This is a genomic window from Streptomyces sp. NPDC059443 (genome assembly GCF_042750105.1).
Lineage (GTDB): Bacteria > Actinomycetota > Actinomycetes > Streptomycetales > Streptomycetaceae > Streptomyces.
Genome location: NZ_JBHYVM010000008.1, coordinates 14,125 through 29,512, shown reverse-complemented (window position 1 = coordinate 29,512; position 15,388 = coordinate 14,125). Strand labels below are relative to the sequence as shown.

The 15,388-nt window shown below is 73.1% G+C and carries 18 protein-coding genes; 9 read left to right on the top strand and 9 right to left on the bottom strand.

The window, feature by feature from the left end; translation table 11 throughout:
• Nucleotides 1-154 precede the first annotated feature (154 nt).
• Nucleotides 155-739, bottom strand: a complete 585-nt coding sequence (locus ACFXDJ_RS10105; protein ID WP_384848751.1) for a hypothetical protein — start codon at nucleotides 737-739, stop codon at nucleotides 155-157.
• 173 nt (nucleotides 740-912) lie between these two features.
• On the opposite strand from ACFXDJ_RS10105, the gene ACFXDJ_RS10100 reads away from it, so the two are divergent.
• The gene (locus tag ACFXDJ_RS10100) at nucleotides 913-1,944 is read left to right on the top strand and encodes a sensor histidine kinase (protein WP_384848748.1); all 1,032 of its coding nucleotides are present in this window, start codon (nucleotides 913-915) and stop codon (nucleotides 1,942-1,944) included.
• 10 nt (nucleotides 1,945-1,954) lie between these two features.
• Nucleotides 1,955-2,596 carry a response regulator gene (locus ACFXDJ_RS10095; RefSeq protein WP_384658195.1) on the top strand — a complete coding sequence of 214 codons (642 nt, stop codon included), beginning with the start codon at nucleotides 1,955-1,957 and terminating at the stop codon, nucleotides 2,594-2,596.
• Nucleotides 2,597-2,622: 26 nt separating this feature from the next.
• Here ACFXDJ_RS10095 and ACFXDJ_RS10090 read toward each other — a convergent pair whose 3' ends face one another.
• Entirely contained in the window at nucleotides 2,623-3,552 is a 930-nt protein-coding gene (locus ACFXDJ_RS10090) for an alpha/beta fold hydrolase (protein ID WP_384658197.1), read from the bottom strand.
• Between the two features lie 107 nt (nucleotides 3,553-3,659).
• On the opposite strand from ACFXDJ_RS10090, the gene ACFXDJ_RS10085 reads away from it, so the two are divergent.
• Nucleotides 3,660-4,292: a TetR/AcrR family transcriptional regulator gene (locus ACFXDJ_RS10085; protein ID WP_384658200.1), complete on the top strand. Its 633-nt coding sequence runs from the start codon at nucleotides 3,660-3,662 to the stop codon at nucleotides 4,290-4,292.
• On the opposite strand, the gene ACFXDJ_RS10080 is transcribed toward ACFXDJ_RS10085, so the two are convergent.
• Both ACFXDJ_RS10080 and ACFXDJ_RS10075 read right to left on the bottom strand, forming a co-directional pair.
• The gene (locus ACFXDJ_RS10080) at nucleotides 4,258-5,493 is read right to left on the bottom strand and encodes an ATP-binding protein (protein ID WP_384658202.1); all 1,236 of its coding nucleotides are present in this window, start codon (nucleotides 5,491-5,493) and stop codon (nucleotides 4,258-4,260) included. The genes ACFXDJ_RS10085 and ACFXDJ_RS10080 overlap by 35 nt on opposite strands.
• Entirely contained in the window at nucleotides 5,490-6,146 is a 657-nt protein-coding gene (locus ACFXDJ_RS10075) for a response regulator transcription factor (RefSeq protein ID WP_384658204.1), read from the bottom strand. Before ACFXDJ_RS10075 ends, ACFXDJ_RS10080 begins: the two co-directional genes overlap by 4 nt.
• Nucleotides 6,147-6,305: 159 nt before the next feature.
• On the opposite strand from ACFXDJ_RS10075, the gene ACFXDJ_RS10070 reads away from it, so the two are divergent.
• Genes ACFXDJ_RS10070 through ACFXDJ_RS10055 form a run of 4 tightly spaced genes read left to right on the top strand, consistent with a single transcriptional unit; the run spans nucleotide 6,306 to nucleotide 10,006 of the window.
• The gene (locus ACFXDJ_RS10070) at nucleotides 6,306-6,833 is read left to right on the top strand and encodes a hypothetical protein (protein WP_384658207.1); all 528 of its coding nucleotides are present in this window, start codon (nucleotides 6,306-6,308) and stop codon (nucleotides 6,831-6,833) included.
• A gap of 4 nt (nucleotides 6,834-6,837) precedes the next feature.
• Nucleotides 6,838-8,046, top strand: a complete 1,209-nt coding sequence (locus tag ACFXDJ_RS10065) for a peptidoglycan-binding protein (RefSeq protein ID WP_384658210.1) — start codon at nucleotides 6,838-6,840, stop codon at nucleotides 8,044-8,046.
• Complete coding sequence (locus ACFXDJ_RS10060; protein ID WP_384658212.1) at nucleotides 8,043-8,795, top strand: ABC transporter ATP-binding protein; 753 nt, start codon at nucleotides 8,043-8,045, stop codon at nucleotides 8,793-8,795. Before ACFXDJ_RS10065 ends, ACFXDJ_RS10060 begins: the two co-directional genes overlap by 4 nt.
• Nucleotides 8,792-10,006, top strand: a complete 1,215-nt coding sequence (locus tag ACFXDJ_RS10055) for an ABC transporter permease (protein WP_384658215.1) — start codon at nucleotides 8,792-8,794, stop codon at nucleotides 10,004-10,006. The genes ACFXDJ_RS10060 and ACFXDJ_RS10055 overlap by 4 nt, the downstream gene beginning before the upstream one ends.
• 74 nt (nucleotides 10,007-10,080) lie before the next feature.
• Here the strand turns inward: ACFXDJ_RS10055 and ACFXDJ_RS10050 are convergent, their stop codons facing one another.
• Both ACFXDJ_RS10050 and ACFXDJ_RS10045 read right to left on the bottom strand, forming a co-directional pair.
• Nucleotides 10,081-10,821 carry an alpha/beta hydrolase gene (locus ACFXDJ_RS10050; protein WP_384848745.1) on the bottom strand — a complete coding sequence of 247 codons (741 nt, stop codon included), beginning with the start codon at nucleotides 10,819-10,821 and terminating at the stop codon, nucleotides 10,081-10,083.
• Between the two features lie 200 nt (nucleotides 10,822-11,021).
• Nucleotides 11,022-11,684 (bottom strand): TetR/AcrR family transcriptional regulator, encoded by a 663-nt coding sequence (locus ACFXDJ_RS10045; RefSeq protein ID WP_384848742.1) that lies wholly within the window; start codon nucleotides 11,682-11,684, stop codon nucleotides 11,022-11,024.
• A 48-nt stretch (nucleotides 11,685-11,732) separates the two neighbouring features.
• Here ACFXDJ_RS10045 and ACFXDJ_RS10040 point away from each other — a divergent pair, with 48 nt between their 5' ends.
• Nucleotides 11,733-13,355: an FAD-dependent oxidoreductase gene (locus ACFXDJ_RS10040; protein WP_384848739.1), complete on the top strand. Its 1,623-nt coding sequence runs from the start codon at nucleotides 11,733-11,735 to the stop codon at nucleotides 13,353-13,355.
• Here the strand turns inward: ACFXDJ_RS10040 and ACFXDJ_RS10035 are convergent.
• The 3 genes from ACFXDJ_RS10035 to ACFXDJ_RS10025 are packed head-to-tail and all read right to left on the bottom strand — an operon-like array spanning nucleotide 13,318 to nucleotide 14,629.
• A complete protein-coding gene (locus ACFXDJ_RS10035) occupies nucleotides 13,318-13,599 on the bottom strand; it encodes a hypothetical protein (protein ID WP_384658226.1) in 282 nt (93 codons plus the stop codon). The genes ACFXDJ_RS10040 and ACFXDJ_RS10035 overlap by 38 nt on opposite strands.
• A gap of 39 nt (nucleotides 13,600-13,638) precedes the next feature.
• On the bottom strand, nucleotides 13,639-14,388 hold the full coding sequence (locus ACFXDJ_RS10030; RefSeq protein ID WP_384658228.1) for a CbtA family protein: 750 nt from the start codon (nucleotides 14,386-14,388) through the stop codon (nucleotides 13,639-13,641).
• 22 nt (nucleotides 14,389-14,410) lie between these two features.
• The gene (locus ACFXDJ_RS10025) at nucleotides 14,411-14,629 is read right to left on the bottom strand and encodes a CbtB-domain containing protein (RefSeq protein ID WP_384658231.1); all 219 of its coding nucleotides are present in this window, start codon (nucleotides 14,627-14,629) and stop codon (nucleotides 14,411-14,413) included.
• A 181-nt stretch (nucleotides 14,630-14,810) separates the two neighbouring features.
• On the opposite strand from ACFXDJ_RS10025, the gene ACFXDJ_RS10020 reads away from it, so the two are divergent.
• Nucleotides 14,811-15,263, top strand: coding sequence for a histidine phosphatase family protein (locus ACFXDJ_RS10020; RefSeq protein ID WP_384848736.1), 453 nt, complete (start codon nucleotides 14,811-14,813; stop codon nucleotides 15,261-15,263).
• Nucleotides 15,264-15,388: the final 125 nt, after the last annotated feature.

Sequence of the window (15,388 nt, the reverse complement as noted above, 5' to 3'; positions counted from 1 at the left end):
CTGGGCTTCTTGTTCTGGGGGGTTGTGATATTTTTTTCAGAGAGGGGGGGAGCGCGGGTTTTTGCTTTATGCGGGAGCCCCGGCAGTGCGGCGAGGTGCGGTGCCGGGCGGCGCGGGCCCCGGCAAGATCCGAAAGAGACGGCCTAGTGCCGCGTCAGCCGTGGAGCCGGCGGCGGCGCCAGTACGCCGCCGTGGCCACGGCCAGGAGCGGCCCCCAGAGCAGCAGGGGCAGGTAGCAGGCGTTCATGACCCACAGGGCAGGGCCCGTCGGCGCGAGTGCGTCGCCCATGTTGTGGGGGGAGTTCCAGCGCAACGCCCCGGCGACCGCGATCACCGTGACCAGCGCGGCGCCCGTGGCTGCGGGAACGACGGCGGCGAGGGGCGGGATGCGGCGGCCGCCGAGCCACGGCACCCAGGGGGGCAGCACCTCTCCCCAGCGCTGGACGAGGCCGAGGGCGAGCAGGCCGATCAGTTCGGCGAAGACGCTGAGCCCGATCAGGTAGAAGGAGTACCGGCTGGGGAAGTTGCCGGCGTGCAGCAGATCGCCCTCCTTGAAGCCGGACGGCATTCCGAGGGCGACGGCCGTGCGCCAGACCCCGGTCGGTACGAGCGTGAGCGCGGCCCCCTTGGCGGCCCACCGGGCGGTGCGCGAGACACCGGGGACGGTGGTGAGCAGGGGCACGGGGGTGGTGGTCGCGGTGGTCGCGGGTGCGGTGGTCGCCGGTGCGGTGATGGGCATCGTCAAGTCCTGTCCGGGAGGCGGCTGGTGAGGCGGTCGGTGATGCCTCAAGACTCCGCCCGGGCACCTGCCCGAGACCATTCGCCGATCGGCAGACCGTGCGGCCGGGGCCGCGGGCGGGCTCTGCCGAACGGGGGATGCCACGGCCGCGCGACCGCTCGTAGGGTCGCCCCATGACCGTGCATGTCGTGCGTACCGTGCAGATGCGATCCCTCTACGCCCCGGTGCTGGCGGGCGCCGCCGTGCTGTCCGTCGCCGGCTCGCTCGCCCGGGTGCCCGCCGCGTGGTCCCTGACCGGCCTGGCGCTGCTGCTGCCGCTGCTGGGGCTGGTGGCGCGGTGGTCGCCGGTCCGGGCCGGGGGATTCGCGGGTTCCCTGGGGATCGCGGCGGTGGGGCTGTGGCCGGCCCCGCTGGTGTGGGACGAGGGAGGGTCGTGGCTGGAGGCCTGCGGGGCGGCGGCCTTCTGGGCCCTGCCCGGCCTGGGCGCGGTCGGTGTCGGAGCCCACTTCCGCCGCCAGGCGTCCCGGACCCGGCGGGCCGTCCGGGACGCGCGGCGCGACCAGCAGCTCGAACTGGCCCGGGATCTCCACGACTTCGTCGCGCACGACGTGAGCGCCATCGTGGTGCAGGCGCAGGCGGCCCGGTTCGTCGCCGGCACCGATCCGGGTCAGGCCGTACGCGCCCTGGAGCGCATCGAGGCGGCGGGGCTGAGCGCGCTGGCCTCCATGGACCGGACGGTGCACGCCCTGCGGGAAGCCGGCGGCGGCCTCGCGACTCCCTCCCCCGGACTCGCCGAACTGGCGGACCTCGTGGGCCGGTTCGAGGGCGGGGCGGCGCTGGAGACCGAGGAAGGAGCGCCGGCCGGCCTGTCCCGGGAGGCGGACACCGCCGCGTACCGGGTGGCGGTGGAGGCGCTGACGAACGTACGCCGCCACGCGCCCGGTGCGCGCACCGTACTGGTGACCCTGCGCCGGGTTCCCGCCGGGATCGAGCTGGCCGTGGCCAACACCGCGCCCCCGCGCGGCTCGCGGATCCGTCCGACCCGGCGCCGGAACACGGGCGGTACGGGGCTGGCGGGGCTGCGGGAGCGGGTGGAGGCGGCACGGGGCACGCTCGCGGCGGGCCCGGCCGCGGCCGGTGGCGGCGACGGTGACGGCTGGCGGGTTTCGGCGGTCTTCCCGGCGGAAGGAACCGCCCAGGGGTGATCATGGTGCCGTGACCACAACCATCCTCATAGCCGACGACCAAGAGGACGTCCGCAGCGGATTCCGGATGATCCTCGACTCACAGCCGGACATGACGGTGGTGGGCGAGGCCGCGGACGGTGAGAGCGCGGTGTCGCTGGCCCGCGAGCTGCGCCCGGACGTCGTGCTCACCGACATCCGCATGCCCCGCCTGGACGGGCTGGAGGTGACCCGGCTGCTGTCCCCCGAGACCCGGGTCGTGGTGGTGACCACCTTCGACCTGGACGAGTACGTGCACACCGCGCTGCGGGCCGGTGCCTGCGGTTTCCTGCTCAAGCGGTCCGGTCCCGCGCTGCTGATCGAAGGGGTCCGGGCGGCGATGGCCGGGGACACCCTGATCAGCCCGCAGATCACGGTGCGGCTGTTGAGCCGGCTGTCCGACCCCGGGGCGAAGGCTCCCGCGACCGCCGCGCGGGTGCTGACGGGGCGGGAGGTCGAGATCGTGCGGCTGGTCGCGCGGGGGCACACCAACGCGGAGATCGGGGTGGAGCTGTTCATCAGCGCGGGGACCGCGAAGACCCACATCGCGAACGTGCAGGCCAAACTCGGGGCACGGAACCGGGTGGGGATCGCGGCGTGGGCCTGGGAACACGGCGTGGTGGGGGCTGAGTAGGGCAACCTTCCGCCCGGCAACGGGCGTTACACCTCGACGCCGACCGAGTCGACGTCCTCCATGAAGGACAGCATCCGGGCGTTGACCACGTCCGGGTGGTCGATCTGCGGTCCGTGGCCGGTCGCTGCGATGATCTCGGCGCGGGCCCCGGGCACGAGGCGCGGTACGCGTTCCAACTGCCGCTTCGGGTGCACGAGCAGGCTGTGTTTGCCCATGATGACGTAGAGCGGGGTCCGGATGGACCGCAGCGCGTCCTCGGCCAGCGGCAGGGGTGCGGGGCGGCGGATCCGGTACGCGCGGGCGCCGAGCTGGATCCACTCGCGCATCTCGGGGATGGCGAGGACCGGCTGGTCCAGCCAGGCGGCGAGGCGCGGGCGCAAGGACTTGGGGGCGAAGGTGGCGAACAGGCTGATGAAGATCCAGACGAAGAAGCGCAGTCCCACCTTCTCCAGGCCGCCGGGGTCGAGGGCGGTGACCGAGGCGAGCCGCTCCGGGCGCCGGTGGGCCTGGTTGAGCACGAGCCAGCCGCCGTAGGAGGAGCCGACGAGGTGGACCCGGTCGAGGCCGAGCGCGTCGAGGGCCTCGTCCATCCACTGCGCGGCGCGCTCGGGCTGCCACATGGGCTCGCGGTGGACGCTGCGGTTCGCGTCGCCGGGGGTGTCGAGGGCGTAGACCGGGCGGTCGAGGCTGAGTTCGGGGGTGTTGGGGAACCACATGGCGGAGGAGTAGGCCGCGCCGTGGATCAGGACGATCGGCGTACGGGACTCGGCGGCGGGGTCCGTGGGCCCGTACCGGTAGACGTGGGTGGTGCCGAAGCTGGTCTCGACGTCCGTCTCGGAGCGGACGGGCGCCCCCATCGCGAAGAGGACGTCGGCGGCGGCGAAGTAGCGGTCGCGCAGGGCGTCGTTGACGTAGCGGCCGACGTCACGGCGTACGCGGGGGGTGTTCTCGGGCACGGCAGGGCACCTCCGGGAGGATCCGTTCTTCGTAATACGACCGTACCATGACGTTGATACGGCGGTACCATAAAGGGACCCACACCGACGGGCGGAGACATCAACACATGCCAAAGCGCGTGGACCACGAAGAACGGCGCACGCAGATCGCCGAGGCCCTCATCCGGGTCGCCGGCCGGCGCGGACTGCACGCGGTCGGCATGCGCGACGTGGCGGCCGAGGCGGGGGTCTCCCTGCGCCTCGTCCAGTACTACTTCGAGACCAAGGAGAAACTGCTCTTCTACGGGCTCCAGCACCTGACCGACCGCTTCACGGCCCGGGTGGGCGCGCGGCTCTCCGCCGTCGGCCCGGACCCCGGACCGCGCGCGACGATCGAAGCGCTGCTGCTGGCCTCCCTGCCGACCGACGAGGAGAGCCGCACCTTCCACCTCCTCTACAGCTCCTACGCGATCCTCTCCGTGACCGACGAGGGCCTCGCCGCCCAGCCCTTCATCGACAACCCCGACGCCGCGGAGAACGCCCTGACCGGCCTGCTCGAAGGGGCCCGGGCCTCGGGCCTGGCCGATCCCGGCGTCGACGCGCGCACGGAGGCGATCAGCCTGCTCGCCATGGCCGGGACCATGGGCACCAGCATCCTGGTGGGCCAGCGCGACCCGGAGTCGGCCGTCGCCGTGCTCCGCCACCACCTGGACCGCATCTTCACCGTCAGCCCCGAAGGGGCAGTTCCACCCGGACGGTGAGGCCCCCGCCGGAGCGCGGGACGGCGGTGACCCGGCCGTGGTGGGTCAGGGTGATCGCTCGGACCACGGCCAGTCCCAGTCCGGAGCCTTCGCCACGGCGCTCCGGGCCGCGCTGGAACGGCTCGAACAGGACCGGGACCTCGTCCGGGTCCAGGACGGGCCCGGTGTTGGCGACTTCGACGAAGGCGGAGCCTCCCGCGGTGCCGGTGGCCACCGTCGCCGTGCCGTCGGGGTGGTTGTGGCGCACCGCGTTGGCCAGGAGGTTGAACGCGATCTGCCGGAGCAGGGAGAGGTCGCCCTCGACCGGGGCCGGCCGGAGCTCGGAGCCGATGCGGATGCCCGCGGCCCGCGCCTCCCCGGCCACGTCCGCCAGGGCTTCCCCGGCGGCGTCCGCGAGGTCGGCCGGACACGGCGTCAGCTGTTCGCTCTCGCCGCGCGCCAGGGTCAGCAGGGCCGCGATCAGGCGCTCCGTACGGGCGTTGGCCTCCAGGGCCCGCTCGATGGAAGGCCGCAGACCGGCCGGGACCCGGCCCTGGGCGAGCGGGATCTCCAGTGCGGTGCGCTGGACGGTGAGCGGGGTGCGCAGCTCGTGCGAGGCGTGGGCGGTGAAGCGGCGCTGCGCGGTGAAGCTGCGGTCCAGGCGGTCGACCATGGCGTCGAAGGTGTCGGCCAGCTCGCGGACCTCGTCGTTCGGGCCGGTCAGGGCGAGCCGTTCGGCCAGGGCGCTGCCGGCGGCGATCCGCCGGGCCGCCGCGGTGACCTGGCTGAGGCGGTGCAGTGAGCGGCGGCTCGCCCACCAGGCGAGCACGGCCGCCAGCACCGTGAAGACGGCGAGCAGGAGCAGGGACCGCAGCAGGAGATCGCCGAGGACGGTGTGCTGGAAGTCCTCGAACGCCTGGGCGGGACTGGTGGTCGCGGCGGGCAGGGAGGATTCCTGCGGGTGGGGGGCAGGGGTGGGGGCGCCGGTGGGGATGCCGGTGGGGCTGGGGATGCCGGTGGGCATCGGGCTCTCCGGCGGCTGGACCGGGTCCACCAGATCGGCCTGGGGGACGACCAGGCCGCGGTTGGCTTCCATCAGGTCGCGGGAGCTCAGCCAGTTCAGCAGGAGCAGCCCGCAGCCCAGTACCGCGAACAGCGCCGTGGTCACCAGCGTCAGCCGGCCCCGCAGCGGCAGCCTGTACCGGGTCCGGGTCCGGGTCACAGCCGGTACCCGTATCCGGCGTCGTGGGTGATCAGCGGCGGCTCGCCGAGCTTGCGGCGCAGGGAGTGCACGGTGACCCGTACGGCGGTCGTGGCCGGGTCCAGTGCCGCGTCCCACAGGCTGTCCCGCAGCTGGTCGGTGCCGACCGGAGCCCCGTCGGCGGCGAGCAGCATCTCCAGGACCCCGAGTTCCCTGGGGGTCAGTCTCAGGGGCCGGCCGTCGCGTTCGGCGATCCGGCGCACGGTGTCGAGGCCGACCCCGCGCCTGCTCAGCACGGTGGCGCCGCTGCCGGTGGGGGCGCGGCGGCCCAACGCGCGCAGCCGGGCGATCAGTTCGAGGTACGAGAAGGGTTTGGCCATGTAGTCGTCGGCGCCCTGGCCGAGGCCGTCGACCAGGTCGGCGAGCGTCCCGGCGGCGGTGAGCATCAGGATCCTGGCCGGGTACCCGGCCGTGTTCAGGGCCCGGCAGACGGCGTCCCCGCTCAGCTTCGGCAGGTCCCGGTCCAGGAGCAGGATGTCGTAGTCGGCGGCGGCCGTCATTTCGAGCGCGCGGGCGCCGTCGTGGGCGACGTCGCACGCCATGCCCTCGGCGCGCAGGCCGTCGGCGAGCATCGCCGCCAGCTCCGCCTCGTCCTCGACGATCAGTACCCGCATGCCGTCCCACTCGCTCCGCTGCCTTGTCCGACCCGCCAAGGATGCCCCGGCAGGTGTGAGCCGGCGGTTAGGCACACGCTCACGGGTGGCTCACCGGGCGCTCCGTAGAACTGCCTGGAGTCGATGAGGACGTTCGCGTCCAGCAGGGAGACACGCGAGATGCGGATCAAGTTCGTACGGACGGTACTGGCGGCGGCCGCCGCCACCGCGGCCCTGGCGGTGAGCGGCTGCTCCTCACCGGCCCCGGCGCCCGAGGTGGCGGGGGGCGACGGTTCGGGAAAGAGCAAGCCGCAGGACGACAACGCGGTGCGGCGGGCCTGGGTGGACTGCATGCACCAGCAGGGGCAGAACAGCGTCGAGCAGGACAAGGAGGGCAACATCTCCATCCCTGCCAGCGGCACGGGAGAGTCGGCCTCGACCGCCGCCTACGACGCTGCGAGCAAGGTCTGCGACGACAAGGTGCCGGGCATCCACCAGGCCATGCAGAAGAACAACGAGAAGTTCGTCGAGCAGGCCCGTGCGTTCGTCGCGTGCGCGCGGAAGAACGGGTACGCGGACATCCCCGACCCCGATCCCAAGAACGGGATCCTCGTCTTCAGCACGGCCTCGTTCAACGCCGACCGGTGGGACTCGATCCAACCGGCCTGCGGGAAGCTCCCGATGCCCGGCTACACGATAGGCCAGTGAGCGCATGAGCGAGCTCGCCGATACCGCCCCTGTCGAGACCACCGCTGTCGGGACCACCGCCGTCGATCCTGCCGTCCCCGCGGACGGCCCGCCCGCCCCCAGGCGCGGCAGGCGCCGCAAGGTCCTCGTACCGCTCGTCCTCGTCGCCGCGCTCGGCGGCGCGGGCGTGCTCGCCGCCGTACGCCCCTGGGAGCGCCACGGCTCCCCCGCCGTGCGGCAGTCCGCCGACCAGGCCACGGCCCCGGTGCAGCAGGGCTCCCTGTCCAGCGGCATCCAGGTGGGCGGCGCCCTCGGCTACGACACCCCCACCCCCGTGGTCGCCGCGGGACGCGGGACCCTCACCGCCCTGCCCGCCGTCGGCGCCGTCGTCAAGGCGGGCGCGAAGCTCTACGAGGTGGACGGGCGGCCCGTCGTACTGCTCACCGGCGCCCGGCCGATGTGGCGCGACCTCGGCCCCGATACCGGCGACGGCCCCGACGTGGAGCAGCTCAAGCGCAACCTGATCAGCCTCGGGCACGCCGACGGACTGGGCCTGTCGGTGGACAAGAAGTTCACCGCCGCCACCGCCACCGCCGTCAAGCGCTGGCAGAAGGCCCTGGGCGAGCCGCAGACCGGGACGGTCGCTCTCGGCAGCGTCGTCGTGCTGCCGCAGCCGACCGTACGGGTCCAGCAGCTCGGCGCGCAGCTCGGGTCGGCCCTCGGGGCCGCCTCGGTCATGACCGTGACCAGCACCGACCTGGTCGCCACCGTGCAGCCCGCCGACAACCAGCTCTCCCAGTTCAAGCCCAACGGCCAGGTCGCAGTGAAGCTGGCCGACGGCTCCACCGTCAACGGCCGCATCCGCTCGCTGGTCCGGGGCGGCTCCGGCAACGGCGGGGACGGCGGCCCGGGAGGCGGGGGCGGCCCGGGGGGCTCGGGCGGCGGGGGCGGCTCGGACAAGACCACCGTCACCATCGCGCTCGACGCCCAGCAGCAGGCCCAGCAGGCGGGCCCCTCTCCCGTGACCGTCACCGTCATCGGCAACACCGTCAGCGACGCGCTCATCGTCCCCGTCACCGCGCTGCTCGCCCTGGACGGCGGCGGCTACGGAGTCCGGGTCGCCGACGGTGCCACCACCCGGCTCGTCAGGGTGAAGCTGGGGCTGGTCGCCGACGCCAAGGCCCAGATCACCGGGGACGTCCGGGCGGGCGACCAGGTGGTGATCCCGAAGTGACGTTTCCCCTGTCGGCCAGCACCGGGACGCGCACCGGCAAGGCCCCGGTACTGGAACTCGTAGGCGTGACGAAGGAGTACCCGGCTCCGGGATCACCGCCGCTGCGCATCCTGCACGACGTCCACCTCACCGTCGAGGCCGGGGAACTCCTCGCGGTCGTCGGCCCCTCCGGCTCCGGCAAATCCACCCTCCTCGCCCTGCTCGGCTCCCTCGACCGGCCCACGGCCGGCCGGCTCCGCTTCGAGGGGCGGGACCTCGCCACCCTCTCCGACCCCGAACTGGCCGCCCTGCGCGCCCAGCGGATCGGCTTCGTCTTCCAGCAGTTCTTCCTGCTGTCCGGAGTCACCACCGTGGAGAACGTCGCCACCGGTCTCCTCTACAGCGGCGCCCGCGCCGCGGACCGGCGCGCCCGCGCCGTCGAAGCCCTGCACGAGGTGGGTCTCGGACACCGGCTGGACCACCACCCCGACCAGCTCTCCGGCGGCGAGAAGCAGCGCGTAGCCATCGCGCGCGCCCTCGTCGCCCGCCCCGCGCTCCTGCTCGCCGACGAGCCGACCGGCGCCCTGGACAGCGTCTCCGGCAGCGCCGTCGTCGACCTGCTGCGGACCCTGAACGCCAACGGCACCACGGTCGTCGTCATCACCCACGACCGGGAGCTGGCCGCCTCGTTCCCCCGGCGGATCGGCATCCACGACGGCCGCATCGACTTCGACGAGCACGGCCGGAACCCCGCGGGAGCCGTCCGATGACACCGACCACCCGTCGCAGGACCCGCCGTACGCGCCGTACGCGGCTGCGCCCCATGGACATGCTGCGCCTCGGCATGATCGGGCCGCGCACCCGCCGGATGCGCACCGCGCTCTCCGCGCTCGGCATCTCCCTGGGCATCGCCGCCGTCATCGCCGTGACCGGGATATCCGCCTCCAACCAGGCGCACCTGCTGGCACGCCTGGACCTGCTCGGCTCCAACCTGATCACCGTCGCCCCCGGCAACGGGGCCGACCAGAAGCCGGTGCCGCTGCCGCCCACGGCCGAGAAGATGCTCGCCGGCATCGCACCCGTGCAACAGGTCACCGCCACCGGCGCCACCAAGGCCCAGGTCTACCGCAACGACCTCGTCCCCGCCCAGCAGACCGGCAGCATCACCGTCCTGGCCGCCCGGCTCAACCTGCTCGAAGTCCTGCACGCCACCCTGCGCAGCGGCCACTGGCTCGACCGGGCCGGCGAGAACCTCCCGGTCACCGTGCTCGGCGACCAGGCCGCCCTGCGGCTCGGCGTGCACGAACCCGGCGAACGGGTCTGGCTGGGCGGTCAGTGGTTCGCCGTCACGGGCATCCTGGCCCCCAACGAACTCGCTCCCGAACTCGGAACCGCAGCCCTCGTCGGCTGGCCCAAGGCCACGGCCGCCCTCGGCGCGGACGGCACCGCCGCCACGGTCTACCTCAGGGCCCACCCCGATCGGGTACCCGCCGTACAGTCCGTGGCCGGGGCCACCGCCGACCCCGCCCACCCGAGCACGGTCGCCGTCAGCCGCCCGTCGGACCTGTACACGGCCCGCGCCGAGACCAAGAACTCCCTCACCGGGCTGGTCCTCGCCCTGGCCGCCGTAGCGCTCCTCGTGGGCGGAGTCGGCATCGCCAACACCATGGTGGTCGGCGTGATGGAACGCCGCGGCGAAGTCGGACTGCGCCGCGCGCTCGGCGCCCGGAGCGGCCAGATCGCCGTCCAGTTCCTGATCGAGGCCGTGCTGATGGGCTTCATCGGGGGAATCGGCGGACTCATCGTGGGCGGCCTAACGGTGTACGGCTACGCCCTCACCCAGGGCTGGCCCCCCTCCGTCCCCCTCTACACCCTCGTCGCCGGCCCCTTGGTCTCGGTCCTGGTAGCCGCCGCGGCCGGCATCTACCCGGCCCTGCGCGCGGCCGCCGTCTCCCCCACGGACGCACTCCGCTCGGCCTGAGCGCCCTGTTCCGGCCCGCCGGCCACCGCCATCGGGGCGGGCCGGGGCCCGGCCTCGATGGCGGTGGCACGGTCTCACCTCAGGTGTCGGGTGAAGAACTGGGCCGCGGCGTCCCCCGCGAACTGCGGGACGCCGGTGTGCCCGCCCATGTTGGCGTGCAGGGTCTTCTCCTCGGAGCCGAAGGCGTCGAACAGGTCCAGGGCCGCCTGCCGGTCATTGCCTTCGTCGTCCCACTGCAACAGGACGTGCAGCGGAATGGTGACCTGGCGGGCCTCCTCGAACATGGCGCGAGGCACGAAACTCCCGGCGAAGAGAACCGCGGCGGAGATTCTCGGCTCGACCACCGCCAGCCGGACGCCGATGGAGATCACCCCTCCCGAATACCCGACCGGGCCGCCGATTTCGGGCAGCGAAAGGAGGGAATCCAGGGCCGCCTGCCATTCCGGGACCGCCCTGTCGACCAGCGGGAGGATGAGGGCATCGACCATCTCATCGCTCACCGGCTCCCCGGCCCGCATCGCCCGGCGCAGGTCGGCGCGAGCCTGCTCCGCGGCCGGCCAGCTGGGCCGGTCACCGCTTCCGGGGAGCTCGATCGTGGCCGTGGCGAAGCCGTCCGCCGCGGAGTGTTGGGCTCGGGCCACCAGCCTGGGGTACGTCTTGCGCAACCCGAGGGGAGGGGGGCTGAGCAGGATCAGCGGCGCCGGTGCGGATGCGGATGCGGATGCGGGAGTCCACAGGATGCCGGGGATCTCGCCGAGGGTGAATTCGCGTTCGAGGACGCCGTCTTCGAGGCGCTGCTCGGAAGTGAAACGCATGGTCATGCCTTTCGGGAGTGCACGTGAACGGCGCTCCCGGACGACCTATCGCCCGGCCGTGACCCCGGAGGGGAGCACCCATGTCGATACTGCGTTCACGGGTACCACCTCCTCGTTCTCTCGCACGGCCTCCGGGAACGTACCAGCGACCCCCACGACCCGCCAACGGGTTTTACGGGCATGCGTCGCCCGACGCGGCACTAGGCGGGCGAGCCCGGCACGGGCAGCGCGCGCTCCAGCGCGTCGAAGGCCTCGTTCACGCGCGAGCGGTGGTCGTCGGCCACGTCCGCGGCGCGATCGCCCGCGAGCAGGCGGCGGGCCGTGGCCACGTAGACGGCCCGGTACGCGGCGACGGTCAGGGCCGCCGCGAAGCGGAGTGCGGGGCCGTCGCCCTCGGGGGCGGACAGGGCCATCACGTCGCCCAGCGCCCGCTCCACCTCCTCGACCCCTTCGCGCGCCCGCCCGCGCAGCGCGGGCGAGTCCAACACGATGCGCCAGAAGTCCGCGTAGCCGTCGCCCACCGCCGCCAGGGGGTGCCGCTGGTCCAGGAGCCGGAGCAGCAGAGCGCGCAGCGCGCCCAGCGGGGACTCGCCGGCCGCGCGGTCGCGCACCGCGGAGGTGACGAGTTCGACGGCCTCGGGGATCCGGTCCAGGAAGAGGTCTTCCTTGCGGGGGAAGTGGTTGAAGACCGTCATCGTCGAGACCTGGGCGGCCTTGGCGATCTCGGCCACGGTCACCTGGTCGAAGCCGCGCGCCACGAAGAGCATCGTCGCCTCGTCGGAGATCCGCTGCCGCGTCTCGCGCTTCTTGCGCTCGCGCAAGGTCGGCGGCGGCGTCAGCTTCTGTTCGTTTTCCTCGATCACGGACATCACTATAGCGACTCTAAAGTTTTAGTGACTATAGTGAGCGTCATGAATCCCACGAATCCCATGGACACGGACTTCGACGTGGTGGTGGCCGGCGGCGGCCCGGTCGGACTCATGCTGGCCTGCGAGCTCCGGCTCGGCGGCGCGAGCGTGGTCGTCGTCGAGCGGCGCACCGAGGTGGATCCGACCATCAAGGCGGGGTCGGTCAACACGGCGACCGCCGAAGCCTTCTACCGGCGCGGCATGCTGCCCGCACTGGCCGAGGTACAGCAGCGCTCCATCGAGCGGTCCCAGGCCTTCGTACGCGAACGCCAGGGCGCAGCGCGGGCGGGCGGGCAAGCCCCTCCCGCCCCCGCCCAGTTCATCGGGCACTTCGGCGGGATCATGCTGCGCGCCGAGCTGCTGGACACGGCCGACCCGGACTTCGCGAACGCCGGACCCGCCGGAGGCGTCAGCCTCGTACCGCAGCAGGAGATCGAGCGGCTGCTCACCGAGCGGGCCCGGAAGCTCGGCGTCGAACTGCGCGAAGGCACGGAGCTGACGGGGTTCCACGAGGACGAGGACGGGCGCGGCATCGAAGTGCGGGTGGCCCCGGACCAGCGCATACGCGCACGGTGGCTCGTCGGCTGCGACGGCGGCCGCAGCACGGTCCGCAAGCTCGCCGGCTTCGCCTTCCCGGGCACGGAGCCGCAGATCACCGGCCGCCAAGCGCTCGTCGAGATGACCGGCTCCGAAGCCCTGCGGCCCGGCTGGAACCACACGGACACCGGGACCTACGTACACGGGCCGATGCCCGGCCGCATCCTCACGGTCGAGTTCGACGGGCCGCCCGCCGACCGCGAAGCACCGGTCACCGCAGCGGAGTTGCAGGACGGCCTGCGCCACGTCTCCGGCGCGGAGGTCACCATCACCGGGGTCCGCACCGCCACCCGCTTCACCGACAACGCGCGCCAGGCCTCCGACTACCGCGCCGGCCGGGTCCTCCTGGCGGGCGACGCCGCGCACGTCCACTCCCCCTTCGGCGGCCAGGGACTGAACCTCGGCATCGGGGACGCGATGAACCTCGGCTGGAAGCTCGCCGCCGCCGTACGCGGCCGGGCGCCGGAAGCACTGCTGGACTCCTACACCGCCGAACGGCATCCGGTCGGGGCACGGGTGCTCGACTGGACCCGGGCGCAGATCGCGGTGATGCGGCCGGAGCCGCAGGCCCGTGCCCTGCGCGACGTCGTCGCCGAACTGACCGAGTCCGTCGCGGGCACCACGTACTTCGCCAAGAAGCTCGCCGGGGTCTCCCAGCGCTACGACCTCCCCGGCAGCCACCCGCTGACCGGCCGCAGCGCCCCGGACCTCGAACTCGCCGACGGGACACGCCTGGCGGACCTGCTCCACGACGGCCGGGGCCTGCTGCTCGAACTCACCGACGGTACGGGGCTCCGTACGGGGCTCGGCGCGGAAGCCGAGGGGCACTACGACCTCGACCACGTACGCGCGGTCACCACCTCCTGCCCCGCCCGCCCCGAGCTCGCCGGACTGCTCGTACGCCCGGACGGCATCGTCGCCTGGGCCTACGAGCACTCCGAAGACACCGAGACCGCGCGGGCCGGCCTCGCGGACGCCCTGTCCCGGTGGTTCACGACACCACGAACGCCACCGCCGCCGCACCCATGAGTGCAGCGGCGGTGTGGATGGCCGGGTGGCCGTAGTCACCCGACCAGAGGTGGCGGGCCAGGCCGCCGACGGCGGCCAGGGCGGCGATGATGCCGATCTGGGCGAACAGGGTGACCGAGGTGAAGGGGGCCAGGAGCAGCAGGACCGCGTTCAGCCAGAACGGGGCTGCCCCCGTCCAGCCGCGCCACGCCCGGAGCTCCCTGAGCCCGCTCAGATCCCGGAACTCCCGGATCACCGTCGTCATCGTGCCGCCACCGGCCCCTTCAGTCGCCTTCGCGAGATGTCAACTCGCAGGCTGTACAGCCTCCTTGGGCGCGACGGCCGGGACAAGGGCCCGTTCGGCAAGAAATCCGAAAGCCAGGCCGAAAGTGGTCCACATCGCGATCTGGATGCCCAGCGAGGCGATCCGGAACTGCCAGATGAGCGCAGCCGGGAAGGTCGCCGGGACCTCGTTGACGCCGGGCAGGGTCGCGTACGCGATGGCGATGGCCAGCGCGAAGGCGAGCCCGGCGACGACCGAGGCGTTCCAGTTCCCCAGGCGCGGCGCGAGCCGCCGGCCCAGGATCAGCGCGGCCGAGGCCAGCAACACGCTGAGCGCGATCATCAGGACGAACAGGGTGGTCCGCCGGACCACGGTGTCGGGGTCCCCGACGGCCGGCGGGTTGGCGGGGTACTTGAGGAACGGCACCAGGTTGACGGTGAAGAACAGACCGCCCGCGACCAGCGCCGCCGTGGACCGGGGTCCGAAGCGGCCGATGCGGCCCAGCGCGTAGCAGAAGACGAGCGCGGCGATGCCGCCGAGCGCGACTCCGTAGAGCAGGGTTCCGGTGCCGAGGCCGGCCGTTGCCTGGAGGGCACGGCTGACCGGGGCGGACTCGTCGCCGTGGTCGTGGGCGCCGGCTTCCTCGATGGCGATCGCCGCGTCCACCTTGGATTCACCGAGGAGGTACGCGACGAGGAACGCCGCGACCCCGGCCAGCAGGCCGGCGAGCATGCCCCTGACCAGGAGCACGCGGGGGGAGATGGAATTCATGGTTGAGCTTGCCCCTCGCTGGTCAGTGGCAGGGGAAGCCGAGGAGGTGACGGCCGTCGTGCATCCACTCGTGGATGGTGTCGCCCTGGAACACCGCGGTGGCGCCCTGTTCGGCACCGACGAGGTAGAGCAGGACCAGCATGAGGACGCCGACGAACAGGGCCCAGGGGGCCAGGGAGGAAAGGGAGATGGGGGCGACGCCAACAGGTGCGGCAGTCGTGGGCACGGCGGAGTGGGCCATGGCAGGAACCTCCAGGGGAACACGCGTCCCGGTCATTGGTGCTCGTGACGACGGTGTCGGGTCTGACTTTCCTCCCCCTCCGGGAGGATTCACAGTGGCGCGACCGTGCCGGATTCTCACCGGTACTTCCGTCATACCGTCGTCTTGTCGACAGTGACCGTACCGCGCTTACTCTCACCTTATGAAGACCTCACTCGTTCGAGTCCAGCTCGTGAGACCTCCGATGGGCGATGACGAGCGGCTGCACCGGTTCCCGTACGGGGATCCGTGCCCGGGGTACGAGGGGCTGCGTGGGCAGGATCACGGGGCCTGGGCGGGGCGGGCGATGGACGAGGTGGCGGCCGGGGACCCGGACGGGCTGCGGCGCTGGATGACCGACACCTCGTACGCGCCCCCGGGCGGCGGGGAGTCGGTGGACGCGCTGATCGCGCGGGTCGGCGCAGAGCTGGCCGGGCTGGCGCCGGGGACGCACCGGCCGGTGGCCGGGCAGGGCGTCGTACGGGCGGCCGTCGTGTGGGCCCTGGAGCTGCCCGCGGCGGCCTTCTGGCGGCTGGACGTCAGGCCGGGGTCCGTGACCACCCTGACGGGCCGCTCCGGGCGGTGGAACCTGCTCGTGGGGCAGCCGGAGGCGTAGCGGCCGGTCCCGAACGCCGGGGGGGGGGCGCGCCCCCCCGGGGGGGGGGGGGGGCCCCCGGGGGGGGGGGGGGGGGGGGTGCGCCAACACAAAGACACAGCGCGCCGGGAGCCGCGCGCCCCCCC